The sequence below is a fragment of the Lentzea sp. NPDC003310 genome (assembly GCF_040610935.1).
GTDB lineage: Bacteria > Actinomycetota > Actinomycetes > Mycobacteriales > Pseudonocardiaceae > Lentzea.
Genome location: NZ_JBEXNC010000040.1, coordinates 1 through 16,012, shown reverse-complemented (window position 1 = coordinate 16,012; position 16,012 = coordinate 1). Strand labels below are relative to the sequence as shown.

General features: G+C 68.4%; 15 protein-coding genes. 10 read left to right on the top strand and 5 right to left on the bottom strand.

The window, feature by feature from the left end; translation table 11 throughout:
• Window positions 1–209 precede the first annotated feature (209 nt).
• On the top strand, window positions 210–1,418 hold the full coding sequence (locus tag ABZX02_RS43480) for an amidohydrolase (RefSeq protein WP_355307887.1): 1,209 nt from the start codon (window positions 210–212) through the stop codon (window positions 1,416–1,418).
• Here ABZX02_RS43480 and ABZX02_RS43475 read toward each other — a convergent pair.
• Window positions 1,415–2,554, bottom strand: a complete 1,140-nt coding sequence (locus ABZX02_RS43475; RefSeq protein WP_355307885.1) for an acyl-CoA dehydrogenase family protein — start codon at window positions 2,552–2,554, stop codon at window positions 1,415–1,417. The two genes, ABZX02_RS43480 and ABZX02_RS43475, sit on opposite strands and share 4 nt — an antisense overlap.
• Before the next feature lie 84 nt (window positions 2,555–2,638).
• Between ABZX02_RS43475 and ABZX02_RS43470 the strand changes: the two genes are divergently transcribed.
• From ABZX02_RS43470 to ABZX02_RS43450, 5 genes are all read left to right on the top strand, one after another.
• On the top strand, window positions 2,639–3,229 hold the full coding sequence (locus ABZX02_RS43470) for a TetR/AcrR family transcriptional regulator (protein ID WP_355307883.1): 591 nt from the start codon (window positions 2,639–2,641) through the stop codon (window positions 3,227–3,229).
• 5 nt (window positions 3,230–3,234) lie between these two features.
• A complete protein-coding gene (locus ABZX02_RS43465; RefSeq protein WP_355307881.1) occupies window positions 3,235–4,167 on the top strand; it encodes a carbohydrate kinase in 933 nt (310 codons plus the stop codon).
• A 225-nt stretch (window positions 4,168–4,392) separates the two neighbouring features.
• Window positions 4,393–5,706: a citrate synthase gene (locus ABZX02_RS43460; RefSeq protein ID WP_355307879.1), complete on the top strand. Its 1,314-nt coding sequence runs from the start codon at window positions 4,393–4,395 to the stop codon at window positions 5,704–5,706.
• Between the two features lie 80 nt (window positions 5,707–5,786).
• Window positions 5,787–6,152, top strand: coding sequence for a hypothetical protein (locus ABZX02_RS43455; RefSeq protein WP_355307878.1), 366 nt, complete (start codon window positions 5,787–5,789; stop codon window positions 6,150–6,152).
• A 9-nt stretch (window positions 6,153–6,161) separates the two neighbouring features.
• Window positions 6,162–7,406: a deoxyribodipyrimidine photo-lyase gene (locus tag ABZX02_RS43450; RefSeq protein ID WP_355307876.1), complete on the top strand. Its 1,245-nt coding sequence runs from the start codon at window positions 6,162–6,164 to the stop codon at window positions 7,404–7,406.
• Here the strand turns inward: ABZX02_RS43450 and ABZX02_RS43445 are convergent.
• Window positions 7,396–8,577, bottom strand: coding sequence for an ABC transporter permease (locus ABZX02_RS43445; protein WP_355307874.1), 1,182 nt, complete (start codon window positions 8,575–8,577; stop codon window positions 7,396–7,398). The genes ABZX02_RS43450 and ABZX02_RS43445 overlap by 11 nt on opposite strands.
• Complete coding sequence (locus ABZX02_RS43440; protein ID WP_355307872.1) at window positions 8,574–9,482, bottom strand: ATP-binding cassette domain-containing protein; 909 nt, start codon at window positions 9,480–9,482, stop codon at window positions 8,574–8,576. Before ABZX02_RS43440 ends, ABZX02_RS43445 begins: the two co-directional genes overlap by 4 nt.
• Before the next feature lie 129 nt (window positions 9,483–9,611).
• Between ABZX02_RS43440 and ABZX02_RS43435 the strand changes: the two genes are divergently transcribed.
• Genes ABZX02_RS43435 through ABZX02_RS43425 form a run of 3 tightly spaced genes read left to right on the top strand, consistent with a single transcriptional unit; the run spans window position 9,612 to window position 12,056 of the window.
• On the top strand, window positions 9,612–10,064 hold the full coding sequence (locus ABZX02_RS43435; RefSeq protein ID WP_355307889.1) for a YbaB/EbfC family nucleoid-associated protein: 453 nt from the start codon (window positions 9,612–9,614) through the stop codon (window positions 10,062–10,064).
• A gap of 19 nt (window positions 10,065–10,083) precedes the next feature.
• Complete coding sequence (locus ABZX02_RS43430; RefSeq protein WP_355307870.1) at window positions 10,084–10,392, top strand: hypothetical protein; 309 nt, start codon at window positions 10,084–10,086, stop codon at window positions 10,390–10,392.
• Complete coding sequence (locus ABZX02_RS43425) at window positions 10,389–12,056, top strand: hypothetical protein (RefSeq protein WP_355307868.1); 1,668 nt, start codon at window positions 10,389–10,391, stop codon at window positions 12,054–12,056. Before ABZX02_RS43430 ends, ABZX02_RS43425 begins: the two co-directional genes overlap by 4 nt.
• A 174-nt stretch (window positions 12,057–12,230) precedes the next feature.
• Here ABZX02_RS43425 and ABZX02_RS43420 read toward each other — a convergent pair whose 3' ends face one another.
• Both ABZX02_RS43420 and ABZX02_RS43415 read right to left on the bottom strand, forming a co-directional pair.
• Window positions 12,231–13,616 (bottom strand): glycerol-3-phosphate dehydrogenase/oxidase, encoded by a 1,386-nt coding sequence (locus ABZX02_RS43420; RefSeq protein WP_355307866.1) that lies wholly within the window; start codon window positions 13,614–13,616, stop codon window positions 12,231–12,233.
• Window positions 13,613–14,188 (bottom strand): TetR/AcrR family transcriptional regulator, encoded by a 576-nt coding sequence (locus ABZX02_RS43415; RefSeq protein WP_355307864.1) that lies wholly within the window; start codon window positions 14,186–14,188, stop codon window positions 13,613–13,615. The genes ABZX02_RS43420 and ABZX02_RS43415 overlap by 4 nt, the downstream gene beginning before the upstream one ends.
• On the opposite strand from ABZX02_RS43415, the gene ABZX02_RS43410 reads away from it, so the two are divergent.
• On the top strand, window positions 14,187–15,749 hold the full coding sequence (locus tag ABZX02_RS43410; RefSeq protein WP_355307862.1) for an FAD-binding oxidoreductase: 1,563 nt from the start codon (window positions 14,187–14,189) through the stop codon (window positions 15,747–15,749). The genes ABZX02_RS43415 and ABZX02_RS43410 overlap by 2 nt on opposite strands.
• The last annotated feature ends 263 nt before the right edge of the window (window positions 15,750–16,012 follow it).

The window sequence follows — 16,012 nt, the reverse complement described above, 5'->3', positions numbered from 1 at the left end:
GGGATGTCAAACGGGCGAAAAGCGTGCCCGTTTGACATCCCCTCCTGGCTGCAGCAAGAGCTATGGCGCGACTCGTGATGGGACCCCACCGCCCTTAGGTCTTGGGAAGAGACTGCTCGCCTTCGGCGTCGCTGTGGGGCGGGGGTGCTCGCCTTCGGCTTTGCTGGCGGGGTGGCCGTTGTGCGGTCTAACCGTTAGCGTTGCTAACCATGGACATCGCGATCACCGGTGGTTATGTCGTTCCCGTTTCCGGCGAGCCCATTGAGGGCGGCACTGTTCTCATCCGGGGCGGGAAGATCGTTGCGGTTGGTGCTGACGTCGACATTCCTGATGGGGTGCGGGTTGTCGACGCTGACGGGGCCTGGGTGTTGCCCGGCTTTGTCGAGGCTCATGGGCACATCGGTGTCCACGAGGAGGCCGAGGGGTGGGCCGGGCAGGACACCAACGAGATGACTGATCCTGTTGGGGCTCGGATGCGGGCGCTTGATGCGATCAACCCTGCTGACCTCGGCTTTGCCGACGCGTTGAGCGGTGGGGTTACCACTGCGGTGATCAAGCCCGGGTCCGGTAACCCCATCGGTGGGCAGACTGTGGCGATCAAGTGTTGGGGGCGGACTGTTGACGAGATGCTCGTCAAGGAGCCCGTCAGTGTGAAGAGTGCGCTTGGTGAGAATCCCAAGCGGGTTTACGGCGAGAAGGGGAAGTTGCCGTCGACGCGGCAAGGCGTTGCGGCTGTCATTCGTGATCAGCTGACCAAGGCGCAGGATTATGCGGCCAAGAAGGCTGAGGCGGAGAAGGACGGGAAGCCGTTCGATCGCGACAACACCATGGAGATCCTCGGCAAGGTGTTGAGTGGTGAGTTGGGGTGGTGTCAGCACGCGCATCGGGCTGATGACATCGCCACTGCGATTCGGTTGTCCGAAGAGTTCGGGTACCGGTTGATCCTCAACCACGGTACTGAAGGTCATCTGATCGCGGATGTCATCGCGGACAAGCAGATTCCGGTCATCATCGGGCCGCTGTTCACTTCGCGGTCCAAAGTGGAGCTTCGCAACCGGGGGTTGCGCAACCCCGGGATTCTGGCGCGGGCCGGGGTGGAGTTGGCGATCACGACGGACCATCCCGTGGTGCCCATCCACTTCCTGGTGCACCAGGCCACGTTGGCGGTGAAGGAAGGGTTGGACAGTGATGTCGCACTGAAGTCGATCACGACCAACCCCGCGCGGATCATGGGGCTGGACGATCGGGTCGGGTCGTTGCGGCCCGGGTTGGACGGGGACGTCGTGATCTGGTCCGGGGATCCGCTCGACGTGATGAGTCGTGCTCTGCACGTGTTCGTGCAGGGGCGCGAGGTCTACACGTGGGACGAGGCGAAGGGTGAAGGGGTCGTGGCCGACCCCTTCTACCGGGAGGGCTAGCGGAGGCCTCGGCCGATCACGAGGCGCTGGATCTGGTTGGTGCCCTCGAAGATCTGCAGGACCTTGGCCTCGCGCATGTAGCGCTCGACCGGGAAGTCGCGGGTGTAGCCCGCGCCGCCGAGCACCTGCACGGCGTCGGTCGTCACCTTCATCGCCGCGTCCGTGGCGACGAGCTTGGCGATCGACGCCTGTTGGCGGAACGGCAGGCCGCGGTCCCGGCGGCGGGCCGCCGAGATGTAGGTGGCGCGGGCCGACTCCACGGCCGCGGCCACGTCGGCCAGCATGAACTCGAGGCCCTGGAACTCGATGATCGGGCGGCCGAACTGGGTGCGGGTCTTGGCGTACGCGACTGCCTCGTCCAGTGCCGCCTGGGCCAGGCCCACGGCGCAGGCCGCGATGCCGAGGCGGCCCGAGTCCAAAGCGGACAGTGCGATCTTGAGGCCGTCGCCCTCGTTGCCGATCAGGCGGTCGGACTCGAAGCGGACGTCGGCGAACTCCAGCTGCGCGGTGATGGAGCCGGTGAGGCCCATCTTGCGTTCCGGGGTCAGCGCGGTGAGGCCCTGGACCTCGCCCGGTGCGAGGAAGCAGGAGATGCCGCGGCCCGCGTCGGGGGACGTGCGGGCCATCAGGGTGTAGAAGTCGGCGGCGCCGGCGTGCGTGATCCACGCCTTGGTGCCGTTCACGACGTACTCGGAGCCCTTGCGGACGGCTCGCGTCGACATCGCGGCCGGGTCGGAGCCCGCCTGCACCTCAGACAGCGCGTAGCCGCCGAGCAGCTCGCCCTCGAGCATCTCCGGGAGCCAGCGTTCCTGCTGCTCACGGGTGCCGAACGTGGCGAGGCCGTAGCACGACATCACGTGCACGGAGAGGCCGACGGCGACCGTCATCCACGCGGAGGCGACCTCTTCGAGGGCCTGCAGGTACACCTCGTAGGGCTGCTCGCCGCCGCCGAACTCCTCGGCGTACGGGAGGCCCAGCAGACCGGACCTGCCCAGCAGGCGGAACGCGTCGCGGGGGAACTTCTCGTTCTCCTCGGCGTCCGCGGCGTGGGGCTTGAGCTCGTCCCGCGCGATCTCCTTGACCAGCGCGATCAGGTCCTCGGCCTCTTGGGTGGGGAGCAGCCGCTCGGCGGGCATCGTCGACCTCCGGTGGTGTACTGGTAGCTGTACTCTAGTGCGTTGTGCAGTACAGCAGCCAGTGAATGTGGCAGGGTCCTCACCATGACGCGGGCTCTCACGCAGCGGCAGGCCGAGCTGCTCACCCGGTTGGAGGCGTTGTTCCTCACCGAGGGCTTCGGACACCTCACCCTGGACGACATCGCGGGCAGGCTGCACTGCTCGAAGTCGACGCTGTACGCGCTCGCCGGCAGCAAGGAGCAACTGGCCGTCCGGGTCGTCGGCCGGTACTTCAAAGGCGCCGCCGAACGCATCGAGAAGCGCATCGCGGGCCTCAACGACGTGCGCAAACGCATCGGCAGCTACCTTGCGGGCGCCGCGGAGGAGCTGAACAAGGCGTCGGCGGCGTTCATCGCGGACGTCTCTGACTTCCCGCCCACGCGGGCCACGTACGAGCGCAACGCGCGTGCCGCCGCCGACCGCATCAAGTCGTTCATCCAGGACGGGGTCGAGCGGCACGTGTTCCGCGAGGTGCACGCCACGTTGTTCGCCGAGATGGCCGGTCTGCTCATCGAGGGCATCCAGACCGGAGTCCTCACGAAGCGGGCAGGTGTTTCGGACGCCGAGGCGTTCACCGCCCTGGGCGAACTGCTGTTGGATGGTCTGCAGAGGACGGGCGCTTCACCGAAGGAGTAGACGCAGTGATCGTGGTTGCTGGTGAGTCGCTGGTCGACATGGTGCCGGTCGGGGACGACGAGCTCGCTCCGCTCGCGCCGAAGCTCGGTGGCGGGCCGTACAACGTGGCCGTCGCGGTCGGGCGGCTGGGCGTGCCGGCGGGTTTCCTGTCGCGCATCTCGACGGACCACTTCGGCGAGCAGCTCGTGAAGCGGCTGGAAGTCTCGGGCGTCGAGACGCGTCTGGTCCAGCGTGGACCGGAGAACACCACGCTCGCCGTGGTCGGCCTCGCGGACGACGGCAGCGCGCGGTACTCGTTCTACGTCGACGGCACGGCCGACCGCCTCGTCGAGGACCCCGGGCCGTTGGACGAGGGCGTGAAGGCCGTCTCGTTCGGCACGCTCAGCCTCGTGCTGGAGCCCGGCGCCTCGGTCTACGAGACGGTGCTGCGGCGCGAGAGCAAGCGCTTGCTCACGGTGCTCGACCCCAACATCCGGGCGGGCCTGATCGACGATCCGGGCGCCTACCGCGCGCGGTTCCGGTCGTGGCTGCCCGACGTCGGCCTGCTGAAGGTCTCGGTCGAGGACGCGCGGTGGCTCGCCGAGGACGGCGACGTGATCGAGATCGCAAGGACGTGGATTTCACAGGGGCCGGCCGCCGTGGTCCTGACCAAGGGCGGGGACGGCCTGTCCGTGATCACCGCCACCGGACAGGTCGACGTGCCACCCGTGAAGGTGGACGTGGTCGACACGATCGGGGCGGGCGACACGGTGCAAGGTGCCCTGCTCGCGTGGCTGCACGACCACGACGCGTTGAACGCGGAGAAGATCAGGGGCCTCTCGGTGGAGGAATGGACGGCCGCATTGACGTATGCGGGTGCCGCCGCCGCGATCACATGTTCCCGTGCGGGTGCCGAACCCCCCTTTGCGAGCGAACTCACCGCCGCGTTGGGTGGATAAAACGGAGGATCGGACTACCGTGGTGGAGCCGCGCTAGAAACTGGCATTACGGATGTGATGCCGGTCCCATCTCACAGAATCGGTTCACACCGCTGCTGCGAGGCGGGCCTTCCGCCGACTAGCGTGAGTGGACTTGAAGACTCAGATCCCAACGGGGTGGTCCGAGACGACGGCAGGCCCGGCGTGGCCTGCCGCCACCCCGTCCGAGCGTTGAGAGGGACTTGAATGCCCGACGCGACGACTGCGCCGACCGACCCACAGACCGTCGCGCTGCGCCACGAGGGCGGAGAGCTCGAGATGAAGGTGGTGCGGGCGTCCGAAGGCGCGTCCGGCATCGATCTCGGCAAGCTGCTGTCGACCACCGGTCTGGTAACCCTGGACACCGGCTTCGTCAACACGGCCTCCTGCTCCTCCGAGATCACCTACATCGACGGTGACGCAGGCATCCTGCGCTACCGCGGGTACCCGATCGAGCAGCTGGCCGCGCGTTCGAACTTCGCGGAGGTCTCGTACCTCCTGATCTACGGCGAGCTCCCGACCGCCGCCCAGCTCGAGGACTTCACGTCCAAGATCAGCAGGCACACGCTGCTGCACGAGGACCTCAAGCGCTTCTTCGACGGCTTCCCGCGCGACGCGCACCCCATGCCGGTGCTGTCGTCCGCGGTCTCGGCCCTGTCGACCTTCTACCAGGACTCGCTGTCGCCGTTCGACGCGAACCAGGTGGAGATCTCGACGATCCGCCTCCTCGCCAAGCTGCCGACCATCGCGGCCTACGCGTACAAGAAGTCGGTCGGCCAGCCGTTCCTCTACCCGGACAACTCGCTGGGCCTGGTGGAGAACTTCCTGCGCATGACCTTCGGCTTCCCTGCCGAGGCCTACGACCTCGACCCGGACCTGGTCCGCGCGCTCGACCTGCTCTTCATCCTGCACGCCGACCACGAGCAGAACTGCTCCACGTCGACCGTGCGCCTGGTCGGCTCCTCCGAGGCGAACCTCTTCGCCTCGATCTCTGCGGGCATCAACGCCCTGTTCGGCCCGCTGCACGGCGGCGCGAACAGCGCGGTGCTGGAGATGCTGGAGAAGATCAAGAACGACGGCGGCGACGTGCAGTCGTTCGTCAACAAGGTGAAGAACAAGGAGGACGGCGTCCGCCTGATGGGCTTCGGCCACCGGGTCTACAAGAACTACGACCCGCGCGCCGCGATCATCAAGAAGACCGCCGACGAGATCCTCGGCAAGCTCGGCGCCGACGACCAGCTGCTCGACATCGCGAAGCAGCTGGAAGAGGCCGCCCTGAGCGACGACTACTTCATCTCCCGCAAGCTCTACCCGAACGTGGACTTCTACACGGGTCTGATCTACCGGGCGATGGGCTTCCCGACGAAGTTCTTCACCGTGCTGTTCGCGCTCGGCCGGCTCCCCGGCTGGATCGCGCACTGGCGCGAGATGATCAACGACCCGGCCACCAAGATCGGCCGCCCGCGGCAGATCTACACCGGGCCGACCGAGCGCGACTTCATCGCGATGGAAAACCGCTGATCACGCGCTAGTTCTTCTGGCAGGCTGAGGGCGCGTCACCCGACCGGGTGGCGCGCTTTCCGCTTTTCTGGGGGTGGTGCGTGACGGACGTGCGCGCTGAGGTCGCTCGGTTGTACGAGCGGCAGAGCAGGATGCCCTACCCGCGGGGGCTGTCCGGGGCCGAGGTCGCCGGCGTCGAGATGACCGAGTTGGACATCAGCGCGCTGAGCTGGGTCGGAGCCTGGGTCGAGCGAGGTGGTGAGCCCGAGGACGACATGATCGCGCACCTCACGCGCAGCCTCGGTGACCTGCAGCGGGTGGTGCCGTTCTTCGCTGATCCGGCGTCGGACGGGTATCGGCCCTACACCGCTCTCTACTACGGCCGCCTTCTCGTCCTGGTGCGGTTGGTGGTACTCGAACTGGTGGCTGCGGTCACCCGTCATGCAGACCCGTCCGGCCCGCTTTAGCGTCGAAGGGTGAGTTCTTCCCCGTCACTCGTCTGGTTCCGCCGCGATTTGCGGACATCCGATCATCCGGCCATTCTCGCGGCCGCCGAAAGATCGCCCCGCGCACTCGCGTTGTTCGTTCTCGACGACCGGTTGCTGAAACCGTCCGGCAAGCCGCGAATCGATTTCCTGCACCGCTGTCTGCACGCCCTGAACGAGGAACTGGGCGGGCGGCTGATGGTCGTGCACGGGGATCCGGTGAAGACCGTTCCGCGCGTCGCCGAGGAAATCGGCGCGGGCAGCGTCCACATCTCGGCGGACTACGCGCCGTACGGTCGCCGGCGCGACGATGCCGTCGAGGAAGCGTTGGGGGACATCGAACTCGTCCGCTCCGGCTCGCCCTACGCGGTGGCGCCGGGCCGGGTGCGCAAGCAGGACGGCACGCCGTTCAAGGTCTTCACGCCGTTCCGCAACGCCTGGCTGGAGCACGGCTGGCGCAAGCCCGCGGACACCGACGCGTCCACTCTGGACTGGCTCGAACCGGGGCACAGCGCGAAGATCCCGGCGAGCACGGAGAAGCTCGAGGACGCGCAGGCGCTCTGGGAGAAGTTCCGCGACGAACGGCTGCACGACTACGACACGACCAGGGACCGGCCCGACCTGGACGCCACGAGCCGGATGTCGGCGTTCCTGCGGTGGGGTGTGCTGCACCCGCGGACGCTGCTGCAGGACTGCGACGGGACGTACCGCAGCGAGCTCGCCTGGCGGGAGTTCTACGCCGACGTGCTGTGGCACAAGCCGGAGACCGCCCGCCAGAACCTCGACCGGCGGTTCGACCGCATGGAGGTCGACCACGACCAGGAGCTCTTCGAGGCCTGGAAGGAAGGCCGCACGGGCTTTCCGATCGTCGACGCCGGCATGCGGCAGCTCCTGCAGGAGGGCTTCATGCACAACCGGGTGCGCATGATCGTCGCGAGCTTCCTGGTCAAGGACCTGCACCTGCCGTGGTGGTGGGGCGCCCGGCACTTCATGAACCACCTGATCGACGGCGACATCGCGTCGAACCAGCACAACTGGCAGTGGGTCGCGGGCAGCGGCACGGACGCGTCGCCGTTCTTCCGCGTCTTCAACCCCATGACGCAGGAGAAGAAGTTCGACCCGGACGGCAGGTACGTCCGGAAGTACGCGCCCGACTCGGTGGACATCCCGCCGATCGTGGACCACGCGGTCGAACGCCAGGTGGCGCTCGACCGCTACCAGGCGATCAAAGCCTGAGCGCCTCGCGGAGCTTGACGCGAGCGCCGGTCCTCAGCACGGCGTTCGCGTAGACCTTGCCGCCGAGCCACGTGATCGCCGCGATGGCCGCGAGGGCGAGCACGACGGCCAGGAGCACCTGCCACGTCGGCGCGACGCCCAGCGCCATCCGGCCCGGCATCAGGATCGGGGCGAACGGCGGCAGCAGCGACAGCACCGTGACCGTGGTGCCGGAGGGGCTGCCGATCATCAGGTTGATGCCGGCCACGAACGCCACGATGATCGTCATGCTGATCGGCGTCAGCACCGACTGCAGCTCCTCCTGCCGCGACACCAGCGACGCGGCGGCCGCGAACACGGTGGCGTACAGGAAGAAGCCGAGCAGGTACCAGAGCACACCGGTCAGCAGTGCCGCGCCGCCCAAGGCGCTGACGTCGACCACGTCGAACGCCGAGGACAGTCCCAGGCCGACGGTGGAGATCACCACCAGCTGCAGCAGACCGACCGCGCCGAGCCCGATCACCTTGCCCAGCAACAACTGCCACGGCCGCAGGGTCGCGAGCAGGATCTCCACGACCCGGCTCGACTTCTCCTCGACCACGCCCTGCGCGACCATCGTCCCGTAGACCAGCAGCGAGTAGTACAGCAGCGCGGCCACGATCAACCCGATCGCGAGGCGCTGACCTCGTTGCGGGTCAACGGGTTCCAGTGCGGTGACGGCGACGCGGGCGCTCTCGAGGCTCTGCGCGACCTCCTGCGGGGTGATGCCCGCCTCGGCCAGCTGCGCGGTCAGCACCTGCTGGCGCAGCACGTCGTTCAGCGCCGCCGCGAGCACCTCGTCACCGGAGCCCTTGACGATCATCTTGAGCTCCGGCGGCGCACCGGTCACCAGCGCGTCCAGCCCGCCGTCGCGGACCTGCTGCTCGGCGTCGCCCGCGGTCGTGACGTCCCGCGTCTCCAGCTCGATGCCGAACGCCTTCGCCTTGTCCCGCAACGGGTCCGCGAGCTGCGTCGCCTGGCCGGACAGCCCGACGACGCTGTGCTGCTGGTCGTCGAACAGCACGGACTGCAGCACCACGTACCCGGCGAGCACGGCGATGATCACCGCTGTGCCGATCAGGAACGACCGGGTGCGCACCTTCGTGACGAACTCGCGCCTCGCCACCAGCGAGACGGCACGGGCCGACGTCATGCGTTCCTGCCCTCGGTGGTCACGACGTTGCGGAACAGCTCGGTCAGCGACGGGCGCTGCCGGGAGAACTCGTGCACGGGACCCGCTCCGAGCGCCGCGTGCAGCACCGCCTGGTCGTCCACGCCGTCGGTGAGCTCGAGAACGCTCCGCGTCCCGTTCCTCTCGATCACCCGCACACCGTCCAGGGTGGCAGCCCAGTCGGTCGTCGGCGACTCCACGACGAGGCGAGGTGTGCCACCCGAGCGGAGTTCATCGACTGTTCCGCTCGCGACCATCGACCCGGCGCTCACGATGCCGACGCGGTCGCACAGCCGTTCCACCAGGTCGAGCTGGTGGCTCGAGAACACCACGGGCACCCCGGCGGACGCCTTCTCGCGCAGCACCTGGCTCATCACGTCCACGGCGACCGGGTCGAGGCCGGAGAACGGCTCGTCGAGCACCAGCACGTCCGGCTCGTGCACCAGCGCGGCGGCCAGTTGGACGCGCTGTTGGTTGCCGAGGCTCAGCCGCTGCACCTCGTCCGTGCGGCGGTCGCGCAGACCGAGGCGCGCCATCCAGTTCTCGGCGCTCGTGTGGGCCTCGTTGGTGCCCATGCCGTGCAGCTCGGCCAGGTAGACCAGCTGGTCCAGGACCTTCATCCGCGGGTAGAGACCGCGCTCCTCGGGCATGTAGCCGATCCGGCGCCGGGTGTCGAGGTCGACGGTTCTGCCGTTCCACCGCACCTCGCCGGAGTCGGCCGCGAGCACGCCCAGCGCGATGCGCATGGTCGTGGTCTTCCCGGCGCCGTTGCTGCCGACGAATCCGAAGAGCTCGCCGGCGCGCACGTCGAAGGACATGTCCCGCAGGGCGACGACCTCCCCGTAGCGCTTGGAGATCCTGTCGATCTCCAGCACTCCCTCAGGCACGGTGAACCCCTTCGTTAGCCCGGATGGCGGTAATCGGACTGAAAGTATCGGTGAGCAGGGAACGAGTGAAACGATACGGGCGTCTACGGCGAATCGAACGAACGACCAATTCACTCAACGGGGGTGACCATGCAGCCCATTGACCCGGATCAGTGGCTCAAGCAGTACGGGGCCAAGATCGAGCAGGCCAAGCAGGACGCCGAACAGGCCCGCGACCAGCTCGGTGGTGTGGGAGGCAGCGCCAGCTCGCCAGATGGCCTGATCACGGTGACAGTTAACGCCACAGGCGTGCTGACCGATCTCCAGATCAAGCCGGAAGCCCGCGGCATGGACCCCAGCGAGATCGCCTCCGCAGTGCTCACTGCCTCGGCAAAGGCCCAGCGCGACGCCTCCGGCCGAGTGGTGCAGATCATGACGGACTTCGTCGGGGACAGCCCCGCGCTCGAGTTCGTGAAGGCCCAGATGCCGAACGGGTACAAGGGCGACGGAACCGACGAGGAAGAACCGAAGTCGGAGTTGGAGCGCAAGGACACGCGGCCCGACGACGAGTACTTCACCAACCCGCCCGACGTCATGGCCTGAGTGCAGGAGGGGGTTAGGCATGCAGCAGCACTTCAACATCGACCTGGACGAGCTGAGAAACCACGCCCGGAGCGTGGACGGGCTCATGGAACGGATGCGCAAGGCCACCGAGACGTGTGAGCCCGGTGCCCTGACCACCGAGGCGTTCGGCGTCTTCCTCGGGTTCCTCGCCCAGAAGGTCCTCCAGGAGGCCGGTCTGTCGCAGGACAACCTGGGCAAGGCCGCCAACTCGCTGATGGACATGGGCAACGCCATCAAGCAGACCATCGAGCAGTACGAGCAGGTCGACCTCGACAACATGTTCGGCTTCAAGGGAGGCCGGGGATGAACGCCCCAGCGTCACAGGCCAGCGGCCAGGACACCCAGCAGCTGATCAGCAACATCTCGAACACCTACTCCGCCATCGAGCGCGGTGACTGGGTCAACGCGGGCCTCGGCATCGCGAACTCGGCCATGGGCATCGTGGGCATGGCGTCGAACCCGCTGAGCGGTTTCCTCTCCGCCGGCTTCAGCTGGGCCATCCAGCACGTCGACTTCCTGCGCGAGCCGTTCGACGTCCTGCTCGGCAGCCCCGAGTCGATCGCCAAGATGTCGCAGTCGTTCCAGAACGCGGGCAAGCAGGTCCACGCGATCGCGAACGAGTACGAGAAGATCTGCGTCTCGCAGACCCGCGAGTGGGAGGGCAAGGCGGCCGACGGCTACCGCGCCGCCGCCAAGCGCCACGCGGGTGGCCTGGAGACCCTCGCCAAGTCGGTCGAGGGCATTGCGGGCGCGGTCAAGGGCGCCGGTGAGCTCGTCGGCACGGTCCGCAAGATGATCATGGACCTGATCAGCCAGGCCGTGTCCGACATGGTCATGAAGATCATCCAGTGGCTCGCTGCCTCGTTCCTGACCTTCGGCGCGGCCATCGCGGGCGCCATCGCGGACATCGTCACGACCGCGGTCAACTACGCGAAGAAGCTCGCCGACTTCCTGCAGAAGCTCGTCGGCTCCGTGCAGAAGCTGATGAACCTGATCAAGTCGGTCACCCAGATCGCCAAGGTCGCCGAGCAGGTCATCGACGCCATCTCCTCGCTCGCGAACAACGGCAAGGGCGCCGGCGGCGGCGCCGTCCGCAACACCGCGGGCGGCTTCGACGGCATCCGCGGCGGCGACCAGTCGCAGGCCTGGGCCGGTGCGGGCAGCACGATCACCAGCAGCGCGGGCGGCGGGTCCACCGGTTCGGCGAGCGCCGGCGGCGGTCAGGTCCGCCCCGGCTGGACCTCTGTCGACCAGGGCGGGTTCACCCCGGGCAGCGGCGGTCCCGGGACGAGCGTCGGCGGCCCGGCCGTCACACCGATCCGCACGCCTCCCGGCACGCCCACCGGCCCCGGTTACCCGACGCCCGGCACCCCCGGTGGCGGCGGCGGTGGCTACGTGCCCGGTCCCGGCGGCGGTTCGGGTGGTGGCGGCACCGGTGGTCGCTGGGTGCCCGGTCACTGGGAGCCCGACACGACCACGACGGCCGGTGGCAACACCGGGGTCAAGCCCCCGTCGGTCGGCATCCCGCCGGCCGTGCCCAGCTCCGACTGGTACCGGCCGACGACGACCGACCACGCCGCGAGCGCGGCTGCGGGCGGCGGGGCCGGTGGTGGCGGCGGCGGTGGCATCCCCAAGGGTGGCGGCGGTGGCGGAGGCGGCGGCATGCCCGCGGGCCTCGGCGGCCCGGCCGGCGGTGGTGGTGCCGGCGGTACCTCGGCCACGCAGTTCGGTGGCGCGGCGGGCGTCATGGCGGCCGGCAGCGGTGCCGCGCCGGCGGCTCCCGCGGCGGCGGCCGGCGGTGCCGGTGGCGCCAAGGGCGGTGCCGGCATGGGCGGCATGATGGGTGGCGCGCCGATGGCCGGTGCTCCCGGTCAGGGCGGCGGCAGCAACGAGCACAAGCGCAAGGTGCGGATCGAGGGCGAGAGCCTGATCGACCCGCCGAAGGCCGCGAAGCCGGTCATCGGCGAGTGACCCCGCCTTCCTTGCGCTGAGACACGGGGCGTCCCTTCGGGGGCGCCCCGTTCTTCATGTGTGGGGTGAGAGCGTCGTGCGCGGGGTGGGCGGCTTCATGCGTGGGTAGGGAGCTTTCGGCGTGGGGTGCGGCTTCAACCGTGGGCTGCGAGATTCGTGCGTGGGCGTGCCATTTCAGGCGTGGGCCAGGAGCTTCGCGATCTCCGGTGCGGCCTTCGCGCGGTCCGCCGGCACCAGGCCGATGCGCGTGCGCCGGTCCAGGACGTCGTCCGCGTCGAGCGCGCCCTCGTGCCGGATCGCGTGAACGACGTCGGCCTCCGTGACACCCGGTGCGATCGGGGTGGTCGGGGCCGGCCGGTCGTCGACGAGCCGGATGTCCTTGGTGCGGCAGGGGACCTGCGTCAGGTTCGTCGCCTCGACCGCGTCCGCCGCCATCCTGCGGTAGGTGGTGAGCTTGCCGCCGACGATCGTGATGACGCCGTTCGGCGCGGTGAGCACGGCGTGGTTGCGGGAGAGGTCCGCGGTCCTGCCCTCCGCCTCGATCAGCGGTCGCAGTCCCGCGTAGCTGCCGATGACGTCGTCGTACGTGAGATCCCGTTGCAGGAAGCGGGATGCGGTCGCGAGCAGGAAGTCCACATCGGACTGCGGGACCTCCGGCACGTCCGGGATGTCGTCGACCGGCTCGTCGGTGAGCCCCAGGTACGCGCGGCCGTTCGGCTGGGGCAGCAGCATCGCGTAGCGGTTGCGCTCGCCGGGCACCGGGACGGTCAGCGCCGTGCCGGTGAGGCCCGCGCTGCCCGCGTCGATCACCAGGTGCGAGCCGCGGGACGGCCGCAGCCGCACCGGGGTGAGCGTGCCGGCCCAGACGCCGGTCGCGTTGATCACGGCCCTGGCTCGGACGCCGAACCGGGTGCCGGTCAGCACGTCCTCCGCTTCGGCGCCGTCTCCTTGCAGCGTCAGGACTTTCGCGCGGGTGATGATCCGCGCGCCAAGTCCGGCGGCGGTGCGGGCGAGCGCGACCACGAGCTGTGCGTCGTCGGCGAGCTGGCCGTCGTAGCTCAGCAGGCCGCCGGTGAGGTTCGCCGGGTCGAGACCGGGGACGAGGGCGAGCGCCTCGTGCTTCGGCACCCGGCGCGGGCCGGGCAGCACGGACGACGGGGTGCGGGCGGCGATGCGCAGCGCGTTGCCGGCGCGGAAGCCCGACATGACGAAGTTGCCGGCGGTGCCGTGCAGGGGGAACAGCATCGGCAGCGTGCGGGTGAGGTGCGGTGCCGTCCTGGTCATCAGGATGCCGCGCTCGACGGCGCTCTCGTGGGCGAGCCGCACGTCGCCCTTGGCGAGGTAGCGCAGGCCGCCGTGGACGAGCTTGCTGGACCAGCGGGACGTCCCGAACGCCAGGTCGTGCGCCTCCAGCAGCACGGTCTTCAGACCGCGGGAGGCCGCGTCGAGTGCGACGCCCGCGCCCGTGACGCCACCGCCGACGACGAGCACGTCGGCGACTTCTCGTTGGGCTGCTTCGAGGTCTTGCAGACGCCGGTCGGCGTTCAGGGACGTGTTCACGGCTTCAGGGCTCCGTCCAGCTGCTTCGCGAGCTCGTCGAGCAGCGCGGTGAAGTCGAGCCCGGACGTGGCGGGCCGGGTGCTCAGGACCATCGACTGCGTGCTCAGCAGCACGACGCGGGCCTGGGTCTTGGCGTCGCCGAACCGGATCGAGCCGTCCAGGTGACCGGCCTCGATCTGCGCGACGAGGAACTGCTCGACCAGCCGCTGCGTGCTGCCCAGCCGGTCGGTGAGGTACGGCAGCATCAGGTCCGCGTCGAGCTGCAGGACCCGTTGCATGAGCGGGTTGGCGTCGAGCAGCCGGATGGCGTCGACCGCGCGCTGGACGAGTTGCTCGCGCGCGTTGCCCCGGCCGCTCGCCTGCTCCACCTCGGCGAGCAGGGCGGCGAATTCCCTGGTCATCAGGGCCCTGACGAGGTGGTCCACGTCGGGGTAGCGGCGGTAGAGCGTCATGCGGCTCACGTTGGCCCGTTTCGCCACGTCGGTGAGGGTGGTCCGGCGGACCCCCACCTCCAGAACACACTCACGGGTGGCGTCGAGCAGAGCGTCGTGGGTGTGACGTTGAGACGTCATGTGTAACACTGTAGCAGTGACCAGGGCTCGATGGACCTCCGAAACCGTGCCGTTGCCGCCGCATGCGCTGGCGTGGCTCTCCCAGCGTGTGGGGCTGGGAGAACCGCTTGTCGAGGTGCCCGTGGAGGTGCCGGCGTCCGCTCTCTCCGAGGACGCGTTCACGGCGTTGGAGGCCGTGTGCGGCGTGTCCGTGGACGACGCTGACCGGCTCGGGCGGGCCGGTGGGTTGTCCTACCTCGACCTGCTGCGTCGTCGTGGGCACGGGGAGTTGGCGGTGCCGGATGCCGTCGTGCAGCCCTCGTCGCCCGAGGAGGTCCTCGAGGTGCTGCGGGTGTGCGTCGAATACGACGTCGCCGTGGTGCCGTTCGGCGGTGGCACTTCCGTGGTCGGTGGGGTCGAGGCGTTGCGCGGGTCCAAGTCGGCGGTGGTCGCGTTGGACCTCGCTGGGCTTGGGCGGCTGGTGTCCGTCGATCCCGTCTCTCGGGTTGCTGTGTTGCAGGCCGGTGTTACCGGACCCGAGGCCGAGAGATTGTTGGGGGAGCACGGGTTCACGCTCGGGCACGTGCCGCAGTCGTTCGAGCGGGCGACCATTGGTGGGTTCGCTGCCACTCGGTCTGCTGGGCAGGCTTCGTCTGGTTATGGGCGTTTTGAGGACATGGTGGAGTCGGTGCGGATGGCCACTCCTGTGGGGGAGTGGGTTTCCGGGGTTGCTCCTGCTTCCGCTGCCGGGCCTGATCTGAAGCAGCTCGTGCTCGGGAGTGAGGGGGTGTTCGGGGTGATCACCGAGGTGTCCGTGCGGGTTCGGCCTGTTCCCGTTTCGCCTCGGTACGAAGGGGTTGTGGTCGACGGGTGGTCGGCTGGGGTTGCCCTGGTGCGGTCCCTGGCTCAGGCTGGGGCTCTTGCCGATGTCACTCGTCTGTCCGATGTGGACGAGACTGAAGTGGCGTTGGAGTTGGCTGGGTCCAAGGCTGATCTTGTGAAGAAGTACCTGCGGGTTCGGGGGGTCCGGCAGCCCTGCATGGTGATCCTGGGGTGGGAGTGTCGGTCTCGGGCTGCGACTCTTGCGGTTTTGAGGCGGCACAAGGTTGTTCGGCTTGGGCGGGCTTTGGGGGAGTCCTGGCTGCACGGGCGGTTCAACGGGCCTCGGCAGCGGGATGCGCTGTTGGACGCCGGGGTTTGTGTTGAGACGTTGGAGACTGCTACGTCTTGGGCTCGGGTTTCTGAGTTGCGGGAGGCTGTTCGGGAGACGTTGCGTTCTGAGCTTGGGGATGCGGTGGTCATGTGCCACATCTCGCATGCTTATGAGACTGGGGCTTCGTTGTACTTCACCGTGTTGGTGCCTCGGGATTTGGGTGATCCTGTTGGGCAGTGGGGGAAGGCCAAGGTTGCTGCTTCTGAGGCTGTTTCTCGGTTGGGGACCATTTCCCACCACCATGCTGTGGGGCGGGATCACCTTCCTTGGGTGGAGAGGGAGATCGGGGTTGTGGGGGTGGATGTGTTGCGAGCGGTGAAGGAGAAGGTTGACCCGACTGGGATTTTGAATCCTGGGAAGTTGATTTAGGGGCGCGTCGGTTCCGTTGGTGGCTTGGGTTGCGTGGGCGGGTTCCTGTTGTGTGCTTCCCCTGGGGCTCTGCCCCAGACCCCGGCAATCTGATCAGGGGGCCAGCGCTGCCCGTGGGCTGATGGCACGCCTGTTGCTTAGAGCGGCTGCCTGTTGCTTAGTTTGGGCGCCTCGGCGGTGGGGTCCCATCACGAGCCGAGCCAAGAGCGGGCCACACCTGAGTAGGGGTGTCAAGTCGACGAAAAGCGTGTCGACTTGACACC